Origin of the sequence: Methanobrevibacter sp. (assembly GCF_017427765.1) — an archaeon.
Lineage (GTDB): Archaea > Methanobacteriota > Methanobacteria > Methanobacteriales > Methanobacteriaceae > Methanocatella.
Genome location: NZ_JAFRSC010000014.1, coordinates 21,952 through 46,009 on the forward strand (window position 1 = coordinate 21,952; position 24,058 = coordinate 46,009).

Here is a 24,058-nt window from a genome sequence, read left to right on the forward strand (position 1 = left end):
TTGATGTCAACATTTGTATTTCTTTAAGAAAGTAGTTATATGAATATTGTTTCATTTTTAAACACTTTGATAAAAGATTAAATAGAAATTTAATATAATATTTAAATATCATGATAAAAGAAGTTGAAGATAAATGGGTTATGGTACTTGGATGCCTATTGTTATTTTGAGTTCAATTTATAGCCAACATGGTTACGGTAGCACTTCCCACAATAGCATCGGATTTACATTTGACTGTTGAAATGTTAAATGCTATAAATTTAGTTTTTTTAATAACGTCCGTATCTTTGATGTTACCATTAGGAAAATATGTTTCGAAATATGGGATTGGAAGATATCTTAAATATGGTATTGTATTAATGACAGTTGGCCTGTTGCTTTCAGCTTTCTCAACCGATATTAATGCCCTTTTACTTTCCCGAATTCTTCAAGGAGTTGCAACTGCAATCATTAATGGGGCAATGTATGTCATTGTTGCAATACAGCTCCCTTCAGACAAGTTAGGTTATGCCTTAGGAATAATGGGGTCCTGCGGATATATGGGATTATGCCTATCAAATACCGTATCAGGATTGGTTGTATATTATCTATCTTGGAGGGCGGTTTTCCTGATATTAATTCCAGTTTATATTGCCACATTATTGATATTAATCAAATTGGATAAGGAGTGGCGGACTGAGGATGTAAAAGAAATAGATAACATTGGCTCTCTTCTTTATGCTCTTTTTATGGGACTGTTCTTGTATGGTATTGTCAGATTAGATAATAATAATATTTTCATTTTAATTATCTCTTTTATTATTTTAATCATGTTTTTAAGAGTTGAAAAGAATAAAGAACATCCAGTATACAATTTAGGACTTTTAAAAAATTTTAAATATGTCTTGGGTAATTATTCGCATTTGTAATGTATTTCATGACATTCATAGCATCATATATTCTGAATTTCTATTTACAAAATGCTTTAGGATATGATGCTCGTTTTACAGGACTATTTTTACTTGCAACACCTCTTGCAGTAGTATTTGTTTCATATTTTGCCGGAAAACTGTCTGATAAAAGAGATGAACGTACGATTTCAGCAATTGCTTTAACATTCATTTTAATCAATGTTGTAATATTGTTTTTCATGGATTCTGTCCCAATTTATGTTCTGTTACTTGCATGTGTCCTCCAGGGAATTGGTCATGGATTGTTCTCATCACCTAACAATCGTTTTGTATTAACAATTGTCGATCAAAAAGAATTGTCAGATGCATCAACAATGCTGTCCACAAGCAAGGATGTTGGAAAAAGCATGAGTCTTTCACTATTTTCCATAATTTGTGGTTTTATTTTGGGAACATCAAAAGCCCTTGAAAAGAATATTCCTTCATTCATAACTTCATCTAAAATTATGCTCGGAATGGTTATATTTTTAGGAATATCTTCAATAATATCATTGGCTTTAAGTAAACTTAAAGACAAACCAGTGTAGTTCTGGTTTAAGTTAAATCTCTTTGGCTTAAAGAAACCGAAAAATTCTTGCACAAATGTTAAAAGTAGTATATGATGTTAGAATTTTTCTAAAATTCTTGCATATACTGCTTTTAAGTCATCATCTGATTTTTCATATATTCTTTTTAGAATCAATTCGGGAGTACTTTTTGCAAGGAAATTCATTTTAGGTGTTCTATCGACAATTAAATTGTAATTTTCATCTAATCCTTTAGCTTCAATACCATCTACACGAATGTCGGTGTAGTTCATCAGCTCTCTTGCCATGTGGGTTACGATAATTCCATAGGAATTGGATTCTTTAATCATATCTATGAATGTGGATATGATTTTAACTGCAGCATCAAGTTCTGTTATTCCTTCAAGTTCATCTAAAAGTACTAACTTTTCACTATTTGTGGTGACGATTGGTATGAACACATTTAAGAATGATTCGAATGCTCCTGCATCAAGTGATCTTTTTTTAGAGAAATGATAAATTTCATCAAATAACTTTATTTCTGCTTTGGTGGCACTTACCGGAAGTCCCATTTGAGCCATTATTGAAATCTGTGTCAGTGTTTCAAGAAGGGTTGTTTTACCTCCGCTGTTTGCTCCGGTTAAAAGTGCTATGTTTTCATCTTTTGTCAGCTGGTAATCAACACTTTGAACATAGTCTTTATCTCTTTTAAGTGCCAGTTCTAAGTGCAGTGCTCCGTTAAGTTTTATTTCATCTGTGAAATCTGGTCTGCATAAATCGTATTCGTATGCAAAACTGCCCAAACTGAATTCATAATCAAATTTAATTGCATCTTCAACTTCTGCAATTGCTCTATTTTTAATTGAGTTTAACTCGATAGCAGCACTTTTTTTAATATCAAAAATATCATTTTCTTTTTTAGAAGACTGTTCAAGGGTCACTCTTTGGATTTCTGTTTCATCAATTTGTATAGGGTATGTTCGCAAAAACGGATCAAAACTTAATCCTGTCTTTTCACGAATAATTTCTTTTCGTTTACTGATAATGTCGTCAAATATTTTACTTATCTTTGGAGGGAAGTTATTGTTTAATAGGTTCAGGATTTCATCTCCTTCAAGGTCAACCTTCTTAATTGATTTTTCCAACTCATCATCCATATCATCTTTTAGAGAATTCACAAGTTCTTCAATATTCACTTCCCTTTTATCAATGATGTTCAGCTCATCAATGATTGGAATAATTTCACCTAAAACACTTTCCTTGTTTCTGATTTTTTGTATTTCATGAACTCTTAAAAACAAATCTTTGTTTTGTATGAAAAAATTAATTATTTTTTCAGGAACAATTTCATAGTCATTTTCCTCAATATTAATCATTACAAGGTTAGGCATACCTTCAAAATCAAGAATTCCCTGTGAATAAACATAAAATACCAAATCATAATTCATCATTTCTTCCTGAAGCAATGGTGAATCGCTGGCAGTAATTATTGGATAATATTGATTTAGTCCCAAGTCTGTTAGGTATGCATTGTCTTCTTCTCTTTCCACCAAAATGGCTTTACTTGGATCATATTCTGGTTTGGCTTGTTCAACTTCTTTAAGATTTTTCATCAGTCCTCTTAACTTAATTATTGGAAGTTGTGAGACATGCTCTTTAGCATTCATTACAAAATCAAGCTGTGAGTTAATTTTTTCAACATCTTTTGAAGGAGAAAGCAGTAAAATCCTATTTTTGGAATATGTTGTGTTTGAATATGACAATATCTTATTTATGATGTCTTCATAAATTTCCATTGCTCTGTCGCTTTTGATAAATTCATATTCCGGATTGTTCAATAGTTGATTCATTATTTCAATAGCTTTTCTTTGGCTTATACCTTCAATATTTGCTATTTTTTCCACATCAACATTATCAACTATTTTTTGGAGTTCTTCTTCTCCGCCAACGCTGTTGATAATTTTTTCAGAGATTTTATCTCCTATTCCTTTTATATTCTGCAATGTTATTTTTTCCCCTTTCATATTTACCAAACCCTTTTTGTAAATATAGTATTTATTTTAATATATATTCGATATTGCCGAGAGAGCATTTGAAAAGTAATCTTAATAGTTGGCAGTTGTATTTTTAGGACTGATTTTTAAAAGTTCTTTTTCATCAATTGTACCTTTAAGAGCATTTTTATAAATATCAATCATTTTGATGTAGGTGTCATTTTTATATCGTCCGTCAATTGCAAAATTAGTGTATCCCAGTTCTTTTAGGTGATTAATTTGGGATAATAATGAAAGTTCGCTGTCGCTGAATATGATTAGTTCCTCTTCGGATATACTTTTGTGAACTGCAAATCTGTTGTTTTTCCAATCAATTAAGTAGTTTTTATATTTGCTTTTAAGTTCGCTACCATAAAGAAGTGGATATCTTGTTTTCATAAGTTCAACAGATCCTTGAACTATCAATTCAACTTTTTCAGGATTTCTGCAGTGTTTTATGATGTTTTCATAGTCAGTTTTGCGAAGTTCCGGAGATACTGTTAATATTGTGTAATTTTCAAGGCTATTTATTGACACGTTGTTGGTAATATTCATGGAATGGGGTCCGTATTCTGAATTGAAATTATTGCTCATAACGGGAATGGAATAGTTCATCTTGTTTAATATTCCTTTTACCTTATTTAATACTCTTATTAATTTGTCATGGGCAATATCCGGCCATTTCCATATTAATTCATAGTCTTTTTCATATGAAATCTCATAAGCTTTTTTAATAAAGTTAATCATGTAATTAATGTTGTAGTTGGGTCTATTTGAAATATCTAATGTGTCATCTTTGGGAGGAATTTCCAGATAAACCCTTTTAACACCACTGATATTTTTTAAATGATTCAAATTATTTGTATAAAAGGAAATGTTGATGTCATTGTCTTTTGATGTGTTTTCAAATTTCTTTAAAGTAATTTTTTTGGCTTTATTTTTGTGGGATGAAATGACTTCATTTTCCAAACTTTCAAATAAATTCCGTCTAAGCTCATTAATTTTACTTATTGGAATGAATAGTGTTCCGTCATAGTTAATGTTGATTTGTGTAATCTGAAATGGATAATTATCCACTTTTGAAAGTTGTTTTTTAATTGTATCTGAATCTACGGTTCGTTTAATAGGTTTTTCAAAAGGAGTATTTCCTCTCACTTCACACTCAATTGTTTTATGGTTGTTAAGTGTTAGCCGACCTTTAAGATTTGGAAACTTGTTTTTTAGAGAAAACGTTAAAATCAGTTTGGATTTAATGTAACTTGTTGATTTAGTTTCAATTTCTTTAACTTTTTTATTCAAGTTATTTTTCTTTGTTAGGTATACTGCAGATTCATTTAAATTAAAATCAGCTTTTTTGTTTTGCCAGACTTTTTTAATAATTAACACTTTATTTTTACGAGTCAAATCCCTAACTGGTTTGTTTTTACCGTTTTTGAAGTGATTGACTGTAGTTATTATAGGGTCCTGGGATATTTCAAATCCATAATCCTTATCATTTTTTACAATCAGTAACCCGTCGCCCCTTTCGGGAATGGTGTTAACTGAATCGTCTATTCTAATTGCAAGTTGATTTTTCTTACTTTCAACAACTTTTCCAATTTTTAGACCGATGTGGCCTGGGCGTATGCTTCTTTTTGAAGTGTTATTAAATTGCCCTTGGCTGAAACCTCTGTTGAAAACTAGGTTAATTTCTTCTGTGCGGATTTCCTTTCCGCTTTTTAGTTTATTCAAAGCTTTTCGGTAATTGCTCACTACAATAGCCAGGTATTCTTTTGACCTCATTCTACCTTCAATTTTAATGCAGCTGACATTTAACTCTGATATTTCTTTCAGTTGGTCAAATAAGCTCAAATCGCAAGGGGATAAATAGTAATCTTCTTTATCAATGCCATGAATTTTGTATTTTTGCCTGCATGGTTGGGCACAGGTTCCTCTGTTTCCACTACGCCCTCCCTTAAAGCTGCTCATCAGGCATTGGCCGGAATAAGAATAGCATAGTGCGCCATGAGCAAATATTTCAAGTTCCATATTTGTTTTAAGATTTTTAATCTCTTCTTTTCTCATCTCACGTGGAAGAACAACTCTTTTAATCCCTTTACTTTCAAGATAATTTAATTTCAATTGGTTTTCACAGGTCATCTGTGTTGAAGCGTGAATTTTTAAGTTGGGCAAATGTTCGTTAATCAGCTCAACTAATCCCAAATCCTGAACTAAAACGGCATCTGCTCCGATTGCATATAGCTTTGAAAGATAATTTATCACGTTTTCAAGTTCATTCTCTTTAATTAGGGTATTGACGGTGACATAAACCTTAACATTGTGCATGTGGGCAATGTTTACTGCTTCGGCAATTTCATCTAATGTGAAGTTTTCAGCAAACTTTCTTGCCCCATAATTTTTTCCGGATAAGTAAACTGAGCTGGCCCCTGCATTAATTGCCACTTTGAGATGATCCATTGAGCCAACGGGAGCAAGCAATTCAGGAATTCTCATGCAATCTTCCCTCTATATAATTGCCTTTGTTAATGTAGGATTGTGAGAAATCCATAATCTGATATTTGTATTTTGTTAATTCTTCATCATCTTTGTTTTGAAGACTTTCATTATAGATTGACACGATTTGTGATGTATATTTTTCATTTGAGTATCTGCAGTCCAAAATCAATGAATCAAGACCAAATCCTTTAATTTCATTTATCTCTTCAATTAAGCATAAACAGTCTTTGTTGATTATGTGGCTTTGCCGAGTATAGTCGAAAAATACTTTATATTTGAATTTTTTCCTTTTTTTATCTTCTAAAGTTGCATAATCCGCATCATTGGAAATTATGAAGTCTTTTCCATCATTTAAGTTTGTAAAGTCATCTTTACTGACGATAACTTCCAGATTTCCGTTGACAATCATTTCCAAATCAATATTTCTGTCATGATTTTTATTTATCAGCTCTTGAATTTCACTGCCGGAAAGCTCAGAGGACAATATCAATGATTTAAATCCGGCCTCATTGAGGTTCCGTACGCAAAAGCTGTTCCAAACATTCAGATTGTGGTTTCCATAAATCGGACAGTCGAATATTTCATCCATTCCTGGGAAATCTCCCATGACTGAAATTATGATTCCTTCACCTTCAAGTTCCTTAACGATTTTATTGCATCTGATGGCTTCGTCTTCACTTATAAATGAATTTAAAACCCAAACAAGTTCTGTTGGTGATGCTCTTAAGCTTGCATTTTTCAAGGTCTCTTTAATGTTTGCGAAGTAATCATCAGGGTTATTATAGTGGCAGTTTCCATCAAAATAAATTCTTTTAAGATCAAAACCAGACAGCGCCTTAATCTGAGCAATATCATCAATAAACACAGATAATTTAGGTGTTTTCTGTTTATTTTTTGGTTTTATATTATTATAATCCTCGAAAAATTTAGTCAAATCTTTTCTAACTTTTTTAACGGATTTTTTTGTAGGAGTATAATGGTTGATTAACAGTTCAGTGGCAGTATCTAAAATTTCACGTCTTATCTGGTTAATCTCTCGAATTGGTATGAAAATATCATTTGGCATATTGTTGAACCGAATACTTTCAATGTAAAATGGTGTTCCTCCAGTTTTTTTAAGTTGTTTTTCTATTGTTTGCTCACTTACAGGCTTATTTTTAGCTTTTTCAAATTTGTCTAAGCATTTGTGTCTGAAATTAATCAGTTCATCATCTAAATGATATTCAACTTTTGTAAACAGATTCAGATTCTCATCCCATGTTAAAGACAGATTTATGCCGACATTGCTTTTTATTGTCTCATTTTCAAACTGCTTTAAATAATCGTGAGTGGATTTGGAATAGCTGATGAATACTTCAGTTCCAACTTTAACAAGTCGTGTTGTGTCTATAATGATTTCATTTTCGTCCTGTTTTATGATGTTTTCTAGATAAATTCCCTTAATTTTGCCGTTGTATTTAAATGCAATTCCGTCTCCAGGCTCAAGAATAATTGGAATTTCCTTATTTTTTATCTCAATAGTTACTTTAGTACCTTCTATGTTTGTTATATCTCCAATATATAAACCTTCATGGCCGGAACTCCCCCTTCCAAGTACTTCTCCGGGTTTGTCTCCCATAATGTAGCCGTTGGTAAATTGTCTGTTAAAAACAAGGTGTAAATCTTTTTTATAATCTCCAGGATTGCCGTCAATTAAGTTTCTGTAACTGTTTGTTATTGTTCCGATGTAGTCTCCTGATTTCATTCTGCCTTCAAGTTTCAATGATTTTACTCCTGCATCTGAAATTGCCTGCAGATTGTTGTAGGTGGCCAAATCGTGTGTTGATAGGAGATATCCGTTTCCTATATTGTATCCTCTGTATTTTAAACGATACTCTCTTCTGCATGGTTGGGCGCATGCTCCTCGGTTTCCGCTTCTGCCGCTATTGTATGAAGACATGTAACATTTTCCACTAACGCAATAACATAGTGCTCCATGGCCGAACGCTTCAAGATCCATGTCGATGCTGTCGGCTTCAAGTCTGTCATGAGTTTTCTTGATTTCTTCAATATTTACTTCACGAGGCAGCACCACTCGTTTAATATTATTCTTTGATGCCCATTTGATTGAGGGGTAATTGTTCAATCCCATTTGTGTCGATGCATGGACTTCCAAATCCGGAATAAATGTCTTTAAAAGCCAGATTAATCCCAAGTCCTGGACAATAACTGCATCCGCTCCAATCTGGTATAATTTAAAAAGATATTTCATGACATCAACGATTTCAAAATTATTGACTAATGTGTTTACGGTCACATGAACTTTAGATCCGTTTAAGTGAGCATAATTAACTGCTTTTTCAATTTCTTCTAAAGTGAAATTTTTAGCGTAGGCTCTTGCTCCGTAATTCTGCCCAGCAAGATAAACTGCATCTGCTCCTGCGTTAATTGCAATTACTAAAACATCATAGGAACCTGCAGGAGCTAATAATTCTTCTAAAACCATATTATTAATACACCTTGTTTAGATTTATTCATTTAATACTTTATACTTAATTATATATTAAAGTAAAACATATTCTATTTTATGTATATTGTTTTTGAAGGAATTGACGGTGCCGGAAAATCCACACAGATTCAAATGTTGAAAGAATGGTTGGAAGCCAATGGATTTAGTGTAGAAACACTTGTTGAGCCGACTGATTCTGAAGTGGGACAGTTAATTAGACGTATTTTACAAAGGCCTGATGCTACATCAGATAGGGTTCAAAAAACTTTAGGGCTTCTTTTTGCAGCAGATAGGATGCTTATAATGGATAAACTTGAGGATGAATCTAAAGTAATCATTTCGGACAGGTCATTTATCTCTTCTCTTGCTTATCAGGAACCTGCCGACTGGATAGAAGTCTTAAATAAATATGCAAAAAAGCCGGATTTGCTGTTACTTTTAGATTTGGATGTTAAAACATCTGTTGCAAGAACCTCTGGTGAAGACACTTTCGAAAATGAGGAATTTTTAGCAGGTGTTAAAGAAAATTATTTAAAATTGGCAGATAACTTTACCTGTGAGATAATTGATGCCAATAATGGTGTAAATAAAGTATCTTCAGATATTAAAAAAGCAGTTGCACCGTATCTTGGAATCTGTCCGGATTGCATTAGGTAATTTTTGTAAAAAATAAGTTTTGGAGAATGATTATTCTCCTTCTAATTCTTTCAGTCTTTTTCTGATTTCATTTTCTAAAAAGTCTCTAACTTTTACCAGCTCGTCATATTCTCCAATAATTTTAGGTCCGAATTCAGTCTGTTCCAATTTAATGTCGAATTTTTCAAAAGCGTGAGCCAGCATAGCTTCTCCAACACCATTTGGTATGCCCATTTCAAATTCTTGTTTTTCTTCATCCATTTAATTTTCCTCCATGTACTCTCTTACAGGAGCAAAGAATTCAATTAAGAAATCTTTAATTCCATTTTTCAAATCCATTGGGTGTAAATTTCCTTCACTAAAGTCTTTGATTAACTCGTCATGTGTCAATTCGATGTCGCCACCAAATTTTTCAGGCCTTTTGATAAGTAAAGTATCTTGATTTGGGAAAACAAAAGTTTCAGCTATTTCAATCATTGGATTGCCTTCAATTTCGCCTTGAGGACAGTAACTTTTGTTGATTTTTTTAGTAATTTCTTTAACTGAATCGTCTACTGCAATATAGTTTCCTTTACTTGAAGACATTTTAGCATCTCCGTCAAGACCATGTAATAATGGGGTGTGGATACAAACAGGAACATTTTCACCAATTTTTTCTAGATTTTCACGTGCCAGCATTTGGATTTTTCTCTGTTCCATTCCTCCAAGTGCTATGTCCACCTCTAAAGCAGCCATATCTACAGTTTGCATGATTGGGTAAATTACGCTAGCCACTTTTGGATTATCATCTGCACGACTTACTTGATCCATACTTCTTCTTGCTCTTTTTAAAGTAGTCATTGTAGCTAACTGATAAACTTTATCTGTGTAATCTGGTTTCAATTGGAAAGAAGAGCCTAAAACATATTCAGTTGTTTCATCTAAGCCTAACGCCTGGAAACATTTTTTGTTATATTCTGCAGTTTCAGCTATTTCTTCAACTGTTCCTTTTCCATTTAAAAATGCATGATAATCTGCAAGCAAGATTTTAATTTTAAAACCTAATTTCTGCAATTGTTTTAACTTTTGAACAGTAACTGCATGGCCTAAATGGATTTTTCCTGAAGGTTCATAACCTGTATAAGCTATAGGTTGTTCTTTTTTAAGAATCTCTTTTAACTCTTCGGTATCTATAACTTCAAGGGTTCCTTCTTCGATTAACTGAATTTTTTCTTCAATATTCATTATATCACTTAATTCAATAAATAAATGTAATTATCAATTTTAATAAGTTTTATTTCATCTCCAATGTTGTAGTCTGCAAATTCGTCTTTCATTTCCAAATCAACTGCAGAATAATCACCTGGATCTAAGATTTGTATGATGCTTGGGGATTTTGAAATAATTGTTGTAGTTTCTATTTCATCTGCCTTTTTGACAAGTTCAATATCATCCATATTTTTCATAGGGATGTTGTGCTTTTTATTTGTTGAAATATCGACTCCAACAAAGCTGTTTTTACTGATGCTGTGTACTTGGATAATCTTATCTGCGTATTTGATAAAATCATTAGTTTCAAATTCGGGAATTCTTACAGAAATCCAGATTCTGTAAAGTCCTTTTCCGGTGGATTTATCTTCACTGATAAGTCTTGGAGATTCTTTTATAATTCCTCCAAACTCTTCCTTAAGGCTTTCAGCTACCTTTTTTCCGGATTTAAAAGAACCTATATAATAATCGTATCCTTCTTTAAGTTTAGCTATTTGAGGACAATATGCCAGTTTATCATTTTTGGATTGTTTTATTAATGTTCTCTCAACCACTTCGTCAGCTTTGGCATATTCTTCGGGTTTTATCTCTCTTTTATCAGCTCTAAATTGAACTACAGTTTCATAATATCCAGATTGCATTTTGCTGCAACTTGGACAAACGGTCTTTTGGATTTTAACTTCACAGTCATGGGTTTCTTCAATTTGCACTCCATGAACTTCGCCTGTAACTTCAACAAAACAGTTAGCTAATGTTCCTTTAATTTGATCAATTTCTAAATTAATGATTTCATTTGAAACTTCATCAGCTATGCTTATATTTCTCTCAAGTGCTCTGTAGATTATTTCTTCTTCGGGAATATTCTCTTCAGACCATTTTCCCTCTTCAAGTTTACTGTTGCAGTGGCTGCATATCTGAACTTCGATGCGTTTTGGAAGTTCAATCATTTGAAATTCCTTTAAAAAACAGTCAATACAAATATCTCCGACCATTTCCTTATCGGTACTTCCGCACTCTGGACAAAACATAATATCTGTAAAAATAAATAAAAAAGTAGAATTATAAGGATTTTAAAGGTGCTGTTGCACCGCATGCAGCACATTTGAGTAAGAATATTCTACCTTCTCTGATAATTCTTGTATCCGGTCTGTTGCATTCGTGGCAAATTACATATTTGTCAACATAATCTTCAATTCTTTCATTGATTAGGTAGTGTGTAAATTTACCTTGTAAAATTGCTCTTTGACCTTCAATGTTTCCTGCAGTACCTAACTCTCTCATTAAGAATTTTAATAAGTGTTGAGGGTCTCTGTTTAAACCTTCTGCAACGTCTTTAAAGTTTTTAATGAAAGTTCTATTACCTTGGATATCTGAATAAGCTTTAGGAATTTTGAATCTTTTGTGTTCAAATACTTCAGGAGGTAATTGGTCAATTGCTCTTTCTAATAAATCTTCATATTTATCCATGATGTATCTCCTAAAAAATTAATATAAGTATAATATATTAAATTTGATTTTAATCATTTATTAATGTATTGTTGTTTTTTAATAGTGTAGAACTATTTTCTATAATTTTTCTAAAAAAATAATAGTTTGGAAATCTTAAGCACGCTTAAGATATCCTGTGGCAGGAATATAAATTAATCCTTTTTGGTTTAGGTTTCTAACGAATTCTTCAACTTTTTCTTCACTCATATCGTACTTTTCAGCCATGTTTGTGATTAAAACGTTGAGTGGAGCTTGGTCTCCGAATTCTTCTTCAAGAATTCCAATTTCTTCCATTACTCTCTGCATTTTTTCTCTCTCGGAAGTTGGAGTTCTTCCTTCCATAACTTCGATATCCATCTCACCGGTTTCAGGGTCTACTCCCACTTCTTTAAGACATGCCATCTGCAACCTTACGGCTTTTTCAGCGTCTTCTCTGTCAACTGTATCTTTAAGTTTAATTTTAGCGCTTGCTTCAGATAAACGAATAATAGCTTCAAGTTGCCTTGCAGTAATTGGAACGGGAGCTTGTTCTTCCTTATTGCTGTTTCTTGTACTTACATAGAATTCTCTTAAAACTTCATTTGCTTCATCAGTTAAAACAGGGTTAACATTTTTACGAGCGTATGCAATGTATTTTCTAAGCAATTCCGGTTCAATTTCATAATCTACAGTGTTGGATTGGTGTATTTTCAAAATGTGCTCTGCTAATTTTGAATCTCCTTCAACACTAGGTTTATCTTCAACAACGAAAATCAAATCAAAACGGGATAGAATTGGTGAAGGCAAATCAATCTGTTCTGCAAGTACTTTGAATCTGTCAAATCTTCCGAATTTCGGGTTTGCCGCTGCAAGAACAGAACATCTGGAATTCAATGTAGCCATAATTCCTGCTTTTGCGATACTTACAGTTTGCTGTTCCAATGCTTCGTGAAGTGCGGAACGGTCTTCTGATCTCATTTTGTCGAGCTCGTCAACACAAACATTACCTTGATCTCCAAGCACTAAAGCACCTGCTTCAAGAGACCATCCTCCAAGTTCATCTCTAACTGCAGCTGCTGTTAATCCGGCTCCTGTTGTACCTTTACCACTTGTGTAAATACTTCTTGGAGCCAATTTTGAAACATATTTTAACATTTGGGATTTACCGATACCAGGATCTCCTACAATAAGAATATGAATATCTCCCCTTAGTCTGGTTTCATCTTCAAGTTGTTTTGCAGCCCCTCCAAAGAGCTGTAGAGCAATAGCTTCTTTTACATCTCGGTATCCTCTAATTGAAGGTGCTGTTGATTTGATAATTTTATCGTAAATGTGAGGGTCTTTGGATAATTCGATGATTTTTTCTTCATCTTCTTCGGAAAGTTGCAATTCTTCGAATTCTTGCTCTAATGCTTCAATATGATTAACATAAATATAATTCTTAAACTTACCGCTTCTCTCTTCTCTAAAAGTTTTCAATGTTCCGGTAATTCTGACTTTATCTCCAGGATTTAGTTTATCTACCAAATCATCTTCCAGGACCATTAACATTTGTTTCGGTTCAGTTCCTCCGGATAAGTTTTCCAAAGGTTCCTGCATTCTTGCTGTTTGAGTATCAATATATTTTGATTCCTCTTGAAGCAGTCTAAATGATCTTCCACCACATTCACTACATAATGAAGGTTCAATAATTCTATTTCCAGAACTTTGCTCCACTTCATGCAATCTCATACATCCTCTACATTCAAAAACACCGGTTTCAATACGTGGTCTTATTTCATCAGTTTTTCTCACGATACCGTCTGCTGCAACAAAAGTTCCAATATATTTACTCAATAATGTTTTTAAAGGAATTACATTGGATAAATTTTCAAAACGAATGTTAATATCAGCATCTTTAACAAGAGGGTCGATATTTTTAATAGCTATTTGTGCAGCTTCAATAACTTCTTCCGGTTTTTCAATTAACAAATCCGCCAAATCAGGATCAAATATTTCTAACTGATTGTAATCAACAGTAAGTGATCTCTCATCGGGATATGTTTCTAATATTTCGAATACCTCATCTTTAGAGGATGTTGCGAAAAATTCTTCGAATTTTCTAATTGATGTTTGAGATTTAGTAGTGGAATTCATTATCTATATTATTAATATTTCATAGTTTAAAAATTGTTGCATTATAGCATTTGATAAGTAAAGAATATATATTAAAATTAATAAATTTAATAGTTACATAAAAATTATTTTGTTAAACTTGGGATTATTATGAGGAAATCAAGATTAAACTTATTTAAATCTACTTCTATGTTAATTTCTGTTGTTGGAATCATAATGATAATATCAACAATCATAGTTGTAGCTTATGTAGGATATAGTATGGTTTCATCAGGCATTACAAATGAAATATCCTCTGGCACTCAATACGATGAGCTTGCTGAGTTAAAAGCATCATATAGTAATCTGTCAGTTAAATTTGATAGTATTAAAGCTACCTATTATGCAGGCGGTTCAGACGATATTAAAACATATAATGATGCAAAAATAGAGCTGTCAAGAGCGGATTCTGCCATTCAGAATGTTCAAAGTGCTTTGGATGCGGACAAACCATCTAATGAAGTGGACAGTAGGATTCAATTTGCTAAAGAAAAGCTTGAGAATGCTAATGCTGCATACAATAGACTCTAATTTTCTTTCTTTTTATTTTTTTTAGGTTTATATCCAAGTCCCACCACATACATTTCAGAACTTTTTTTACGTGATGATGCGGGTTTTGTAGTTTTAACCTGTCTGAATTTGCCTTTCAGGGAATCCAGCATAGGTTTATATTCAGGGCCCTGAAATACTTTCATGACCAGATTGCCTTTTTCTTCCAGGATGTTTTCGGCAATTTCAATAACTACATTAATTAAATCGATGGATCTTAATTGGTCGATATTTTTAATGCCGCAAAGTGACGGTGATGCATCTGACATTACAACTTTTGCTTTCCCGCCAATGATTTCCATGATTTTTTCCTGAACTTCAGGAGTTGTAAAATCCCCTCTGATTCCATAATAATTTTCTTCAGGAAATCTTTTAAACCTGTTTAAGTCAACTCCAACGACAATGCCGTCTTCACCTACCTTTTCTAAGGCTACCTGGGACCATCCTCCTGGAGCAGCTCCAAGGTCAACTACAGTATTTCCCTGTTTTATGATTTTAAATTTCTTATCTAACTGTTTAAGTTTATATGATGCTCGTGAGCGATAATCTTCCTGTTTAGCTTTCTTGTAATAAGGGTCTTTGTGCTTTTCCATTTGCCATTTACTTCCCATTTCAATCCCTCTTGTATAATTCAAAATTAAGCGCACTGCATACTGGTGCTCCGATTTTAACGATTTCCACATCAACCTCTTTGTTGTTTACTTCAAGTAACATTACAGTTCTGTCTGCAAGTCTTGGCACAATAGGACTTCCTGGGTTAATCAATAAAACCCCGTCTTTTTTTTCTATTTTTGGTTGGTGTGAATGTCCACTGACTAGAATATCAACATCAAGTTCTTTTGCCAGATACACTAATTGCTGGGTATCTGCTCTCGGATATACTTCTCCATGAATAATTCCGATTTTTAACCCTTCAGCTTCAACTATTTTTGCTTTAGGGAGATTAATTCCGTTTGCTCTATCCATATTTCCCTGAACTGCCATTACTGGTGCGATTTGTTCTAATTCATCAATAACCTCAAGAGAGGTCAAATCCCCTGCATGCAGTATTAAATCAACGTCACTGAATGCGTCCAATACATTTTCAGGCAGTTGTTTTGCTCTGTCTGGAATGTGGGTGTCTGAAATTAATCCGATTAACATTTTTATCTTTTCCTTAATTATTCAATATTAATAATATTTGTTGTCTTATTAAATAAAAACTCTTATAAATTCAGAAAAATATATATTATATTATCATTTCTTTTAGGAGAAGATATAATGGGAGAAGTTAAAAAGGAAGACATTTTGGACATTTTGGCTAAATATGACAAAAGTGAAATCACTCTAGCTACTCTTGGAAGCCACACTTCTTTGCATATTCTGCAAGGTGCTAAAGAAGAAGGATTTAGAACAGCTATTGTTTGTGAAAAAGGACGTGAAGTTCCATATCAGCGTTTTGATGTGGCCGATGAATACATCATCGTTGATGAATTTAAAGACATTGTTAATGAAGACGTGCAGCAAAAATTAAGAGACATGAATGCTATTGTAATACCTCATGGTTCTTTTGTTGCATATGCAGGACTTGATAATGTTGAAGATAAATTTAATGTTCCTATGTTCGGAAATAGGGATGTACTTAGATGGGAAGCTGAAAGAGACAAAGAAAGAGCATTACTTGTCGAAGGTGGCGTTAGAATACCATTTAAATATGATGGTCCTGATGAAATTGACAGGCCTGTAATGGTTAAGTTCCCAGGTGCAAGAGGCGGAAGAGGTTACTTTGTTGCTTCATCTACTGAGGAATTTAATGCTAAGATTGATGCTATGAAAGCACGTGGATGGTTAGAAGATAGTGATGTTGAAGCAGCTCACATTGAAGAGTATGTTTCAGGTTGTAACTACTGTATACACTATTTCTACTCAGCACTCGATGATAAGGTTGAATTGATGGGAATGGATACCAGATATGAATCCAGTATTGATGGTTTTGTAAGAATGCCTGCAAAAGATCAGCTGGACATTGATTTAAGTCCTTCTTATGTTGTTACTGGTAACCACCCTGCAGTAATTCGTGAATCATTGCTTCCTCAAGTATTTGACATGGCGGATAAATTGACTGAAAGTGCTAAAAAATTAGTTGCACCAGGTTTAAACGGCCCATTCTGTATGCAAACTTTGGTAAATGATAATTTAGAAGTAATCTGTTTTGAAATCAGTGCAAGAACTGACGGTGGTACTAACACATTTATGGACGGTTCTCCTTACTCATACTTAACTTATGGTAAACCAATGAGTATGGGTAGAAGAATAGCACTTGAAATTAAAAACGGTATAGAAAGAGATGAATTAGAAAAAATAATAACATAATTTTGTTATTATTTTTTAAAAATTTTATCTACATATTTTGTTTTTTCTTTTGTTTTTTGAGCATCAGCTTTTTTCTGTTGCTTTTTCTTTTTTGTTTTGTTTTTGCCGATATTCTGTTTTTTCTCATATTCTTCTTTTGCTTTTTCACGGCTTCTTTTTGTCCAAGCACCGACAAAACCAACAAGCGCTCCTACAATAATAATTATTGCTGCAATAGCTATTATTCCATTTTCAGTTATGAAAAATCCGGTAGGTTGGCCGAGATATCCATCTAAAAACAAGATTATGATTGGGGTGGAAGCTACTGCACCCATTATTGTTCCCATTGTAATGTTTTCTTGCCCATATCCTGCGTATAAAAGACCTATTGCTGAAAATGGGTAAAGCCAGTCATTAAATTGCCATCCGAATAGTATAAATGCTGCAGCTATTGCTGCTCCAAATACCAACGGTTTAATTTGTATATTGGGTAAATTTGCCATATATTATATCTCCAAAAATTAATTTCTATTTTTAGAAGCGATTGCTCCTCCTATCGCTCCAGTAATTCCCATGACAATAGCATAATAAATTAAATCAAATACTATTGCTGTTAAACTAGAAAGTCCGGAAATTGTAAAGCCGGTTAAGCCTCCAAATATTCCGAATAAACTGCCTCCAAATGTTGCAATTATGATGAATAATATCGCACCGGTTATTGTACCTAATGCCCCAGCAACTGCAGCATTCCACAAACCGCCCAACATCCCATCATGGGCGATATAGCCAGTAATAAATCCTACAAGCAATAATCCGATGAATTCATAATGTGCAAAGAATGATTTCACAATCACTGCTAAAATAAAACCAATTATAACTGCTTTCCATTTGGTCATGAATAATCACCTTTAATAATCATTGTTTAACTTTATTAATATAAATATTTGTATTTCAATAGATGTCTTTTAACTTATCTTTAATCTGGTCAAGAATTGCCATATGCATTCTTTTTGTAAACTCGCCCTTATCGTTTTGATTTAACACATCAAGATAACCTTGTGAAACTAAATTAAATGCAAATGGGCTAGGTATAACTGTATTGATTGTTTTTATTTCCATTTCTTCTCTGTCAATCATTTCAATAACTTTCAGAGCATTTTTAATATCCATATAATCTTCAAGAGCTTCTCTTCTAGCTTCTTTTAAAATTGAAAAGTTATCATCCATGTCCTGCACGAATTTAAGCAATATTTTTCCTCGCACTTGCTGGCGGCCGACGGATTTGGATTCTCCTTTATAATGTCTAAGTGTCATGAGGGATCTTCCGGCACAATGTCTGAATCTTGAAGCCAATGTTTCGGTTTTATTTAGAGACCTTGTTAAAATATTTTCAAAGTTTTCCGGTGTTAATTCTTTAAACGCTTCAAGGCCTCCAATTTTACCGTCTGAGCTTAAGTAAAATCCATTATCCGAAATGGAGATTGTAACATTAATGTTGTATCTTTGAGCCACTACATATGCAACCGCACGTGACAGTGCATCATTAACTTTTCTTCCAAATAATGAATGGAATATTACAAATCGTCTGCCTCCAAATCCTTTATAGTATTCAATTAACAGTTTCTGATTGCTAGGAATCTGAGCATACTTGAATTGCTCGACAAAATATTCATAAATGGAATTTGCCGCAAAATCATCGACATACAGATATTCATGAATAAATTCCATTATCTCGTCTTTACTTCTCAAATACCTGAATTTAACGTCCATATGTGCTCTGAATCTTTGAATGTCCATTGCAAGGTCAAAAGATAATGGGAGCTGCTGTGAGAACCATGAGGGTATTGTTGGTGGTCCGCTGGCTGGAGTGACATTAATCGTCATTCCTTTTCCATAGTTAAATCTGTAGGTTCTGCCCCCTAATACGAAGGTATCTCCTTTTTTAAGCCTTTCCATAAATACTTCTTCGATTTTTCCAACGGTTTCACCATCGCATTTAACTAAAACACCTGATGAATCTGGAATTGTTCCGATATTTGTTGAATAAAGCATTCTGGCAAGTTTTCCACGTTTTCCAAATGTATTTTCCTTATAGTCTATCCATATCTTTGCATATACGTATCTCTCTTCAAGTTCAGGATATTCTCCAGCCATGTAGCTTAAAACATCTTCGTAATCGTCACGGGTGAGGTCTTTATAGCAATAACTTTTTCTTATCACGTCAAATGCATAATCAATATCCCATGGATTTTCAATACTCATTCCGTAAATATGCTGTGCAAGAACGTCTAAACAGTTTGTGGGGATTGAAATCTTATCAATTTTTCCTTCTTTTGCATTTTTAAGTAAAACAGAACATTCCACCAAATCATCACGGTCTGTAACAATGATTTTTCCTCTTGATTTTTCATGCAATTTGTGGCCGCTTCTTCCAATTCTTTGAAGTGCCCTTGCAACTGATTTTGGGGAGTTAATCAAAACAACTAAGTCAATATATCCTATGTCAATTCCAAGCTCTAATGATGTGGAGGATACGACGGCTTTTAGTTTTCCTTCTTTAAGTTTATTTTCTGTTTCCAGACGAACCTCTTTTGAAAGGGAAGAGTGATGGGCCATTATATTTTTGTCGTTATAATGTGTTGGATACATTTTCTTTAAATTATAAACAAAGCGTTCTGTTCCACTTCGGGTATTGGTAAAGATTAATGTTGTTTTGTTCTCCCAAATCAAATCATCCAATAAGTCATACATCCCAAGCTTGGTGTCTTCCTCATCAGCTAGAACGATATCGCTTACTGGACACATTACCTCCATATCGAGCTCTTTTAAGTAGTTAATATTGACTATTTTGCAGTTTCGCCCAACCCCATATTCATAACCGACTAGAAACTTGGCAACTTCCTCAAGTGGGCTGACGGTTGCTGAAAGGCCTATTCTTGTGTATTGACCAATTAAATGCTGTAATCTTTCAAGTGATAAGCTTAGATGGACTCCTCTTTTATTTTCTGCAAGTGAATGGATTTCATCAACAATAACATATTTAACGCCACTTAATTTTTCTCTAAACTTTGGGGCTACGAGCAGAATTGACAGTGTTTCGGGTGTGGTAATTAGTATATGTGGTGGTTTTTTAAGCATTTTTTGTCTTTGATATTGTGAGGTGTCTCCAGTTCTTACAGCTTTTCTGATTCCCAAATCTCTGCCAGCTATTTTTTCAATTCCTTTGAGGGGTTCTTCCAGATTTTTTTCAATATCGTTATCCAGTGCTTTTAGGGGTGAAATGTAAATGCAGTAAACTTTATCTTCAAGCTTATCTTCGCTGGCAAGGGCTGTAAGTTCGCTTATTATTGATAAAAATGCAGTTAATGTTTTACCTGAACCTGTTGGTGATGAAATCAGGATGTTATTCTGTTTGTGAATATCAATGATTGATTTTTTTTGAGCTGGTGTAAAATCTTCAAATTGAGAATCAAACCATTTTCTAACCCAAGGATGCAGGATTTTGAAAATTTGTTTTTTAGAATAGGATTTGGTTTGTTCTTCAATCATTTTTACTCCTCATTTTTATCAAATTGTAAATTTATTTTATAATTTTTTCATTTTTATGCTTTTTTATCGCAAAGGTATAATTTTACTGCCATATTTTTGATGTTTTGGAAATTTTTTACTAAATATTCTATTCACTTAATTCCATATTTTTGAATATTAATTGAATTTTTATAATTTATTTTGAATAATCATTAGAAAAATATATAATAATAGTTAAATAGTTTAGTTTTTCATATATTTATACATAGGCTTATTGCCTTAGGTGGTAAAAAACATGAAAAACTATTTTGATATTAAAGACAAAGTTGCAGTTATTACTGGTGCTTCTTCTGGTCTTGGTTGGCAAATTGCTCAAGCATACGCAAGCCAAGGTGCAAAACTAGCATTATTCGCAAGAAGAGAAGAAAGACTTCAAGAAAATGTTGCTGACATTGAAAAAGAATTCGGAACTGAAGTAATGTATGCAGTATGTGATGTTGGAGACTACGACAGTATCACTGCAGCTGTTGCAAAAGTTATGGATGCTTACGGAAGAATCGACATCTTAGTTAATGCAGCAGGTATGGGAAACAACAAAATGGTTACTGATCAATCCAATGAAGAATGGGAAAGACATATTCACATTGACTTGAGCGGTGTTTACTACATGTGTAAAGCTGTTGGAGAAATCATGATTGAACAAGAATACGGTAAAATCATTAACATCGGTTCAATCCACTCAAGAGTAATCTTCCCTGGTGGAGGAATCAGTGCATACTCCTCAGCTAAAGGTGGAGTAATGAACTTAACCAAAAACTTGGCTGTCGAATGGGCAAAATACAACATTACCGTAAATGCAATTGGTCCTGCAGTATTTGAAACAGAATTAACAGTTGATTCTATTGAAATGGATGGATTCATGGATCTTATTGCAGCATACTGTCCTGCTGGCCGTTTAGGTCAACCTGGTGAATTAGATGGTATTGCAATTTACTTAGCATCTGATGCATCCAGTTTCTGTACCGGACAACTCATCTGTATTGATGGTGGATGGACAGCAATTTAAGAGAAATTTATTTTCTCTTTTTTTCTATTTTTTTTAAATCTTTATATATTCTTAAAATCTAACTTATTACTATGTCAAATTTAAATTTTGAAGATGCTATTAATAATTTATCAAGTGATGATGTTAGCATTAGAAAAGAAGCTATAGAATCATTAGTGGGTATTACTGATGAATCTGCTATTGAGCCATTAATTAAAGCTACTACTGATGAAAATGCGCAAGTCAGATTTAAAGCAGCTGAAATCTTAGGAAGCATGGGTGATGTGGCAGTTGATAAATTAATTGAAGAATTTAAAAATGCGGATGGAAAAGATAAAAGATTTTTAGCATTTGCACTTAAAGAAACTGAAGATAATAAAGTTATTCCTTATTTTGTAGAAGCACTTGATGATGAAGACTTTGGAGTTAGAAAAGTTGCTGTACGTGCTTTAGGCGAACTTCAGGCTGAAGATGAATTGGAAAATATTGCAAAATGTCTTGAAGATGATGATTGGGGTGTTAAATTAGCCGCAGTTCAGGCATTAGGAGACCTTGCAAGTGATGAAGCAATAGATTTAATTAAAAAAGCAAGAAAATCAGAAGATGATAAGGACTTTAAAAAATCTTGTAATAAAGCGATTAAAAAAGCTGAAAAAAGACAAAAAGCTAAAGCTTCCGGCAAGTCCATTGTAAAAGTTATTCCAATGAGCACTATCAAAGAAATGGAAAAAACCAATCCTCAAAAAGCTATTAAAGAATACGAAAGATATGTTGAATCAAAACAGACTAAAGATGCACCATATAAAAGATTATGTGTTCTTTACAGGAAAGCTAATGACTATGATAATGAAGTGAGAGTCATTGAAACTGCTATTGAAGTATTTGATGGCACTAAAAAAGTAGATTACTTCACTAAAAGATTGGCAAAATTAAAATAGCTATTTTTTAATAACTTCATAGAGATCTTTCCTTTTATTTTTCAAAAGGGGAAGCTCTTCTCTTATTTTTTTTATTTCACTTAAATCAATTTCAGATATTGTTAACTCTTCTTTTAGGTCTGCTTCAGCAATTATTTCTCCCCATGGATTTGCAATAATTGAATGGCCGTAGCTATGGTAACTGGCATTTTTGTTTAAAGCTGGTGCAACACCGACACAGAAAACCTGGTTGTCGAGAGCTCTTGAGCGGAAAAGCAACTCCCAATGAGCAGGGCCGGTTGTCATATTAAACGCTCCCGGATAAAACAATATTAATGCACCATTTTCAACCATTACTCTTGCAAGTTCCGGAAAACGGATATCATAACAAATTCCAATACCAATTTTTCCAAATTCGGTTTGTGCGATTGTGAAGTCATCTCCAGCAGTCAATACGTCTGATTCTTTAAAGGTAATCTTATCTTTAACATCAATATCAAAAAGATGCATTTTGCGGTGTTTGGCGATTATTTCACCGTTTCTGTTAAAAAGATAGGATGTATTGAATAATTTTTCATTTTCTTTTTCTGGAATTGAGCCTGCCAATATATAAACATTATTTTTGTCGGCTAGTTGTGAAATTAAATTCAATGTTTTGCTGTCCGTTTCGTCTTCCTGATATTCAATAAATTTATCATTAGAATACGGGCAGTTAAACATTTCTGGAAGAACAATTAAATCAGCATTTCCATTGACACTTTTGGAAATCATTGAAGATGCCTTTTTTAAATTTTCATCTTTATCATCAACAACATTCATCTGACAAAGAGCAAGTTTGATTTTAGTCATTTTAACACTTAAAAAAATAGAAAAAGTATGATTAAATCATACTTATTTAATATCTGCGGAATTTATCACACCGTTTATTGAATCTGATGTGATTGAGTTAATAGAATCTCCACTAACTTTGAAAACATACAATTTACCGTCAGTAAACATTGAAACATATCTTGTGTAGTTTCCATCAGCATTTTCTAAAATGATGTTTGATGCGTTTCTACCATCTAGTGTAATGGTTTCTAAAAGTTCAAGGGCATCTCCATTATCTATAGCAAGGCTTATTCTATTTTGATTGATATCTTTAAGAGAACTGGCACTACTAGTTATGTTGTAATGTTCTATGATTGTATTATTTTCGTTTTTGAAAAATATTGCTGTTTCGTGATCTGAATCAGTTAAATTTACTTTTTGCCAACTTGCAGGGTATTTAAATGCAAAATCTCCAGCATTATACTCCACTATGTCGCCAGTTTGAATTGTTGGACCATTATTGTTATTTGATCCAGTGAGGAAAATTCCACAAATTACGATTAAAGTTACAAGTAATATTGCTCCAATAATAAGTTTTTTTTCTTTAATAATTTCTATTGTACTTGGTTCATTGGAAGTTTTTTTAACTTTTGGTTTTTCTTCTTGTATTTGTTCAGGGTTCTGTTCAAAGATACTTTCTCTTTTTCGAACCGCAACTTTTGGTTTTGGGAATTTATATCCACAATTTCCACAAACAGGAGCTCCGTCATAACTAGGATTTCCACATTCAGGACATTTTTTCACAGCTTAACCTCCATTGAAATTTACATTTTAAAAATTAATGTATATGTATAATAATGTTTTTATTATTATAAAAATATATTTATAAAATAGTGATAT

Annotated in this window: 22 protein-coding genes; 7 read left to right on the forward strand and 15 right to left on the reverse strand. The window is 33.1% G+C overall.

Annotation, left to right across the window (positions count from 1 at the left end; translation table 11 throughout):
- Positions 1 to 188: 188 nt before the first annotated feature.
- Both IJL02_RS03230 and IJL02_RS03235 read left to right on the forward strand, forming a co-directional pair.
- A complete protein-coding gene (locus IJL02_RS03230) occupies positions 189 to 908 on the forward strand; it encodes an MFS transporter (RefSeq protein ID WP_292808980.1) in 720 nt (239 codons plus the stop codon).
- 8 nt (positions 909 to 916) lie between these two features.
- Positions 917 to 1,477 carry an MFS transporter gene (locus tag IJL02_RS03235; protein WP_292808982.1) on the forward strand — a complete coding sequence of 187 codons (561 nt, stop codon included), beginning with the start codon at positions 917 to 919 and terminating at the stop codon, positions 1,475 to 1,477.
- 77 nt (positions 1,478 to 1,554) lie between these two features.
- Here the strand turns inward: IJL02_RS03235 and IJL02_RS03240 are convergent, their stop codons facing one another.
- From IJL02_RS03240 to IJL02_RS03250, 3 genes are all read right to left on the reverse strand, one after another.
- The gene (locus IJL02_RS03240) at positions 1,555 to 3,480 is read right to left on the reverse strand and encodes an endonuclease MutS2 (RefSeq protein WP_394357490.1); all 1,926 of its coding nucleotides are present in this window, start codon (positions 3,478 to 3,480) and stop codon (positions 1,555 to 1,557) included.
- A gap of 81 nt (positions 3,481 to 3,561) precedes the next feature.
- Entirely contained in the window at positions 3,562 to 5,982 is a 2,421-nt protein-coding gene (locus IJL02_RS03245; RefSeq protein ID WP_292808995.1) for a U32 family peptidase, read from the reverse strand.
- Positions 5,969 to 8,470 (reverse strand): U32 family peptidase, encoded by a 2,502-nt coding sequence (locus tag IJL02_RS03250; RefSeq protein WP_292808997.1) that lies wholly within the window; start codon positions 8,468 to 8,470, stop codon positions 5,969 to 5,971. Before IJL02_RS03250 ends, IJL02_RS03245 begins: the two co-directional genes overlap by 14 nt.
- 81 nt (positions 8,471 to 8,551) lie before the next feature.
- Here IJL02_RS03250 and tmk point away from each other — a divergent pair, with 81 nt between their 5' ends.
- Complete coding sequence (tmk, locus tag IJL02_RS03255) at positions 8,552 to 9,130, forward strand: dTMP kinase (protein ID WP_292808999.1); 579 nt, start codon at positions 8,552 to 8,554, stop codon at positions 9,128 to 9,130.
- A gap of 30 nt (positions 9,131 to 9,160) precedes the next feature.
- On the opposite strand, the gene IJL02_RS03260 is transcribed toward tmk, so the two are convergent.
- From IJL02_RS03260 to mcm, 5 genes are all read right to left on the reverse strand, one after another.
- A complete protein-coding gene (locus tag IJL02_RS03260) occupies positions 9,161 to 9,370 on the reverse strand; it encodes a hypothetical protein (protein WP_292809001.1) in 210 nt (69 codons plus the stop codon).
- On the reverse strand, positions 9,371 to 10,333 hold the full coding sequence (locus IJL02_RS03265; RefSeq protein WP_292809003.1) for a tyrosine--tRNA ligase: 963 nt from the start codon (positions 10,331 to 10,333) through the stop codon (positions 9,371 to 9,373).
- Between the two features lie 8 nt (positions 10,334 to 10,341).
- Positions 10,342 to 11,385: a 60S ribosomal export protein NMD3 gene (locus tag IJL02_RS03270; protein WP_292809005.1), complete on the reverse strand. Its 1,044-nt coding sequence runs from the start codon at positions 11,383 to 11,385 to the stop codon at positions 10,342 to 10,344.
- A gap of 31 nt (positions 11,386 to 11,416) precedes the next feature.
- A complete protein-coding gene (locus IJL02_RS03275; RefSeq protein WP_067040760.1) occupies positions 11,417 to 11,824 on the reverse strand; it encodes a translation initiation factor IF-2 subunit beta in 408 nt (135 codons plus the stop codon).
- Between the two features lie 135 nt (positions 11,825 to 11,959).
- The gene (gene mcm, locus IJL02_RS03280) at positions 11,960 to 13,960 is read right to left on the reverse strand and encodes a minichromosome maintenance protein MCM (RefSeq protein ID WP_292809007.1); all 2,001 of its coding nucleotides are present in this window, start codon (positions 13,958 to 13,960) and stop codon (positions 11,960 to 11,962) included.
- 129 nt (positions 13,961 to 14,089) lie between these two features.
- Here mcm and IJL02_RS03285 point away from each other — a divergent pair, with 129 nt between their 5' ends.
- The gene (locus tag IJL02_RS03285) at positions 14,090 to 14,509 is read left to right on the forward strand and encodes a hypothetical protein (RefSeq protein WP_292809009.1); all 420 of its coding nucleotides are present in this window, start codon (positions 14,090 to 14,092) and stop codon (positions 14,507 to 14,509) included.
- Here the strand turns inward: IJL02_RS03285 and IJL02_RS03290 are convergent.
- Entirely contained in the window at positions 14,506 to 15,138 is a 633-nt protein-coding gene (locus tag IJL02_RS03290) for an RlmE family RNA methyltransferase (protein ID WP_292809012.1), read from the reverse strand. The two genes, IJL02_RS03285 and IJL02_RS03290, sit on opposite strands and share 4 nt — an antisense overlap.
- A 1-nt stretch (position 15,139) precedes the next feature.
- Positions 15,140 to 15,670 (reverse strand): metallophosphoesterase, encoded by a 531-nt coding sequence (locus tag IJL02_RS03295; RefSeq protein ID WP_292809014.1) that lies wholly within the window; start codon positions 15,668 to 15,670, stop codon positions 15,140 to 15,142.
- Between the two features lie 117 nt (positions 15,671 to 15,787).
- On the opposite strand from IJL02_RS03295, the gene IJL02_RS03300 reads away from it, so the two are divergent.
- Positions 15,788 to 16,879 (forward strand): formate--phosphoribosylaminoimidazolecarboxamide ligase, encoded by a 1,092-nt coding sequence (locus tag IJL02_RS03300; RefSeq protein WP_292809016.1) that lies wholly within the window; start codon positions 15,788 to 15,790, stop codon positions 16,877 to 16,879.
- Positions 16,880 to 16,887: 8 nt separating this feature from the next.
- On the opposite strand, the gene IJL02_RS03305 is transcribed toward IJL02_RS03300, so the two are convergent.
- Genes IJL02_RS03305 through IJL02_RS03315 form a run of 3 tightly spaced genes read right to left on the reverse strand, consistent with a single transcriptional unit; the run spans position 16,888 to position 20,407 of the window.
- Positions 16,888 to 17,361 carry a hypothetical protein gene (locus tag IJL02_RS03305; protein ID WP_292809018.1) on the reverse strand — a complete coding sequence of 158 codons (474 nt, stop codon included), beginning with the start codon at positions 17,359 to 17,361 and terminating at the stop codon, positions 16,888 to 16,890.
- Positions 17,362 to 17,379: 18 nt separating this feature from the next.
- Positions 17,380 to 17,754 carry a DUF5518 domain-containing protein gene (locus tag IJL02_RS03310; protein ID WP_292809020.1) on the reverse strand — a complete coding sequence of 125 codons (375 nt, stop codon included), beginning with the start codon at positions 17,752 to 17,754 and terminating at the stop codon, positions 17,380 to 17,382.
- A 55-nt stretch (positions 17,755 to 17,809) separates the two neighbouring features.
- Positions 17,810 to 20,407 (reverse strand): ATP-dependent helicase, encoded by a 2,598-nt coding sequence (locus IJL02_RS03315; protein WP_292809022.1) that lies wholly within the window; start codon positions 20,405 to 20,407, stop codon positions 17,810 to 17,812.
- Between the two features lie 274 nt (positions 20,408 to 20,681).
- Between IJL02_RS03315 and IJL02_RS03320 the strand changes: the two genes are divergently transcribed.
- Both IJL02_RS03320 and IJL02_RS03325 read left to right on the forward strand, forming a co-directional pair.
- The gene (locus IJL02_RS03320) at positions 20,682 to 21,452 is read left to right on the forward strand and encodes an SDR family NAD(P)-dependent oxidoreductase (RefSeq protein ID WP_292782421.1); all 771 of its coding nucleotides are present in this window, start codon (positions 20,682 to 20,684) and stop codon (positions 21,450 to 21,452) included.
- A 71-nt stretch (positions 21,453 to 21,523) separates the two neighbouring features.
- Positions 21,524 to 22,369, forward strand: a complete 846-nt coding sequence (locus IJL02_RS03325; protein ID WP_292809024.1) for a HEAT repeat domain-containing protein — start codon at positions 21,524 to 21,526, stop codon at positions 22,367 to 22,369.
- Here the strand turns inward: IJL02_RS03325 and IJL02_RS03330 are convergent, their stop codons facing one another.
- A complete protein-coding gene (locus IJL02_RS03330; protein ID WP_292809026.1) occupies positions 22,370 to 23,197 on the reverse strand; it encodes a carbon-nitrogen hydrolase family protein in 828 nt (275 codons plus the stop codon).
- A gap of 42 nt (positions 23,198 to 23,239) precedes the next feature.
- Positions 23,240 to 23,962 carry a PsbP-related protein gene (locus IJL02_RS03335; RefSeq protein ID WP_292809028.1) on the reverse strand — a complete coding sequence of 241 codons (723 nt, stop codon included), beginning with the start codon at positions 23,960 to 23,962 and terminating at the stop codon, positions 23,240 to 23,242.
- Between the last annotated feature and the right edge of the window lie 96 nt (positions 23,963 to 24,058).

What these genes read in the sequence shown, in the direction of transcription:
- IJL02_RS03300 (WP_292809016.1), top strand. Translation starts at nt 15,788, where the DNA reads ATGGGAGAAGTTAAAAAGGAAGACATTTTGGACATTTTGGCTAAATAT.
- mcm (WP_292809007.1), bottom strand. Translation starts at nt 13,960, where the DNA reads ATGAATTCCACTACTAAATCTCAAACATCAATTAGAAAATTCGAAGAA.
- IJL02_RS03250 (WP_292808997.1), bottom strand. Translation starts at nt 8,470, where the DNA reads ATGGTTTTAGAAGAATTATTAGCTCCTGCAGGTTCCTATGATGTTTTA.
- IJL02_RS03245 (WP_292808995.1), bottom strand. Translation starts at nt 5,982, where the DNA reads ATGAGAATTCCTGAATTGCTTGCTCCCGTTGGCTCAATGGATCATCTC.
- IJL02_RS03230 (WP_292808980.1), top strand. Translation starts at nt 189, where the DNA reads ATGGTTACGGTAGCACTTCCCACAATAGCATCGGATTTACATTTGACT.
- IJL02_RS03260 (WP_292809001.1), bottom strand. Translation starts at nt 9,370, where the DNA reads ATGGATGAAGAAAAACAAGAATTTGAAATGGGCATACCAAATGGTGTT.
- IJL02_RS03330 (WP_292809026.1), bottom strand. Translation starts at nt 23,197, where the DNA reads ATGACTAAAATCAAACTTGCTCTTTGTCAGATGAATGTTGTTGATGAT.
- IJL02_RS03325 (WP_292809024.1), top strand. Translation starts at nt 21,524, where the DNA reads ATGTCAAATTTAAATTTTGAAGATGCTATTAATAATTTATCAAGTGAT.
- IJL02_RS03235 (WP_292808982.1), top strand. Translation starts at nt 917, where the DNA reads ATGACATTCATAGCATCATATATTCTGAATTTCTATTTACAAAATGCT.
- IJL02_RS03270 (WP_292809005.1), bottom strand. Translation starts at nt 11,385, where the DNA reads ATGTTTTGTCCAGAGTGCGGAAGTACCGATAAGGAAATGGTCGGAGAT.
- IJL02_RS03285 (WP_292809009.1), top strand. Translation starts at nt 14,090, where the DNA reads ATGAGGAAATCAAGATTAAACTTATTTAAATCTACTTCTATGTTAATT.
- IJL02_RS03290 (WP_292809012.1), bottom strand. Translation starts at nt 15,138, where the DNA reads ATGGGAAGTAAATGGCAAATGGAAAAGCACAAAGACCCTTATTACAAG.
- IJL02_RS03240 (WP_394357490.1), bottom strand. Translation starts at nt 3,480, where the DNA reads ATGAAAGGGGAAAAAATAACATTGCAGAATATAAAAGGAATAGGAGAT.
- IJL02_RS03320 (WP_292782421.1), top strand. Translation starts at nt 20,682, where the DNA reads ATGAAAAACTATTTTGATATTAAAGACAAAGTTGCAGTTATTACTGGT.
- IJL02_RS03275 (WP_067040760.1), bottom strand. Translation starts at nt 11,824, where the DNA reads ATGGATAAATATGAAGATTTATTAGAAAGAGCAATTGACCAATTACCT.
- IJL02_RS03305 (WP_292809018.1), bottom strand. Translation starts at nt 17,361, where the DNA reads ATGGCAAATTTACCCAATATACAAATTAAACCGTTGGTATTTGGAGCA.
- IJL02_RS03265 (WP_292809003.1), bottom strand. Translation starts at nt 10,333, where the DNA reads ATGAATATTGAAGAAAAAATTCAGTTAATCGAAGAAGGAACCCTTGAA.
- IJL02_RS03310 (WP_292809020.1), bottom strand. Translation starts at nt 17,754, where the DNA reads ATGACCAAATGGAAAGCAGTTATAATTGGTTTTATTTTAGCAGTGATT.
- tmk (WP_292808999.1), top strand. Translation starts at nt 8,552, where the DNA reads ATGTATATTGTTTTTGAAGGAATTGACGGTGCCGGAAAATCCACACAG.
- IJL02_RS03315 (WP_292809022.1), bottom strand. Translation starts at nt 20,407, where the DNA reads ATGATTGAAGAACAAACCAAATCCTATTCTAAAAAACAAATTTTCAAA.
- IJL02_RS03295 (WP_292809014.1), bottom strand. Translation starts at nt 15,670, where the DNA reads ATGTTAATCGGATTAATTTCAGACACCCACATTCCAGACAGAGCAAAA.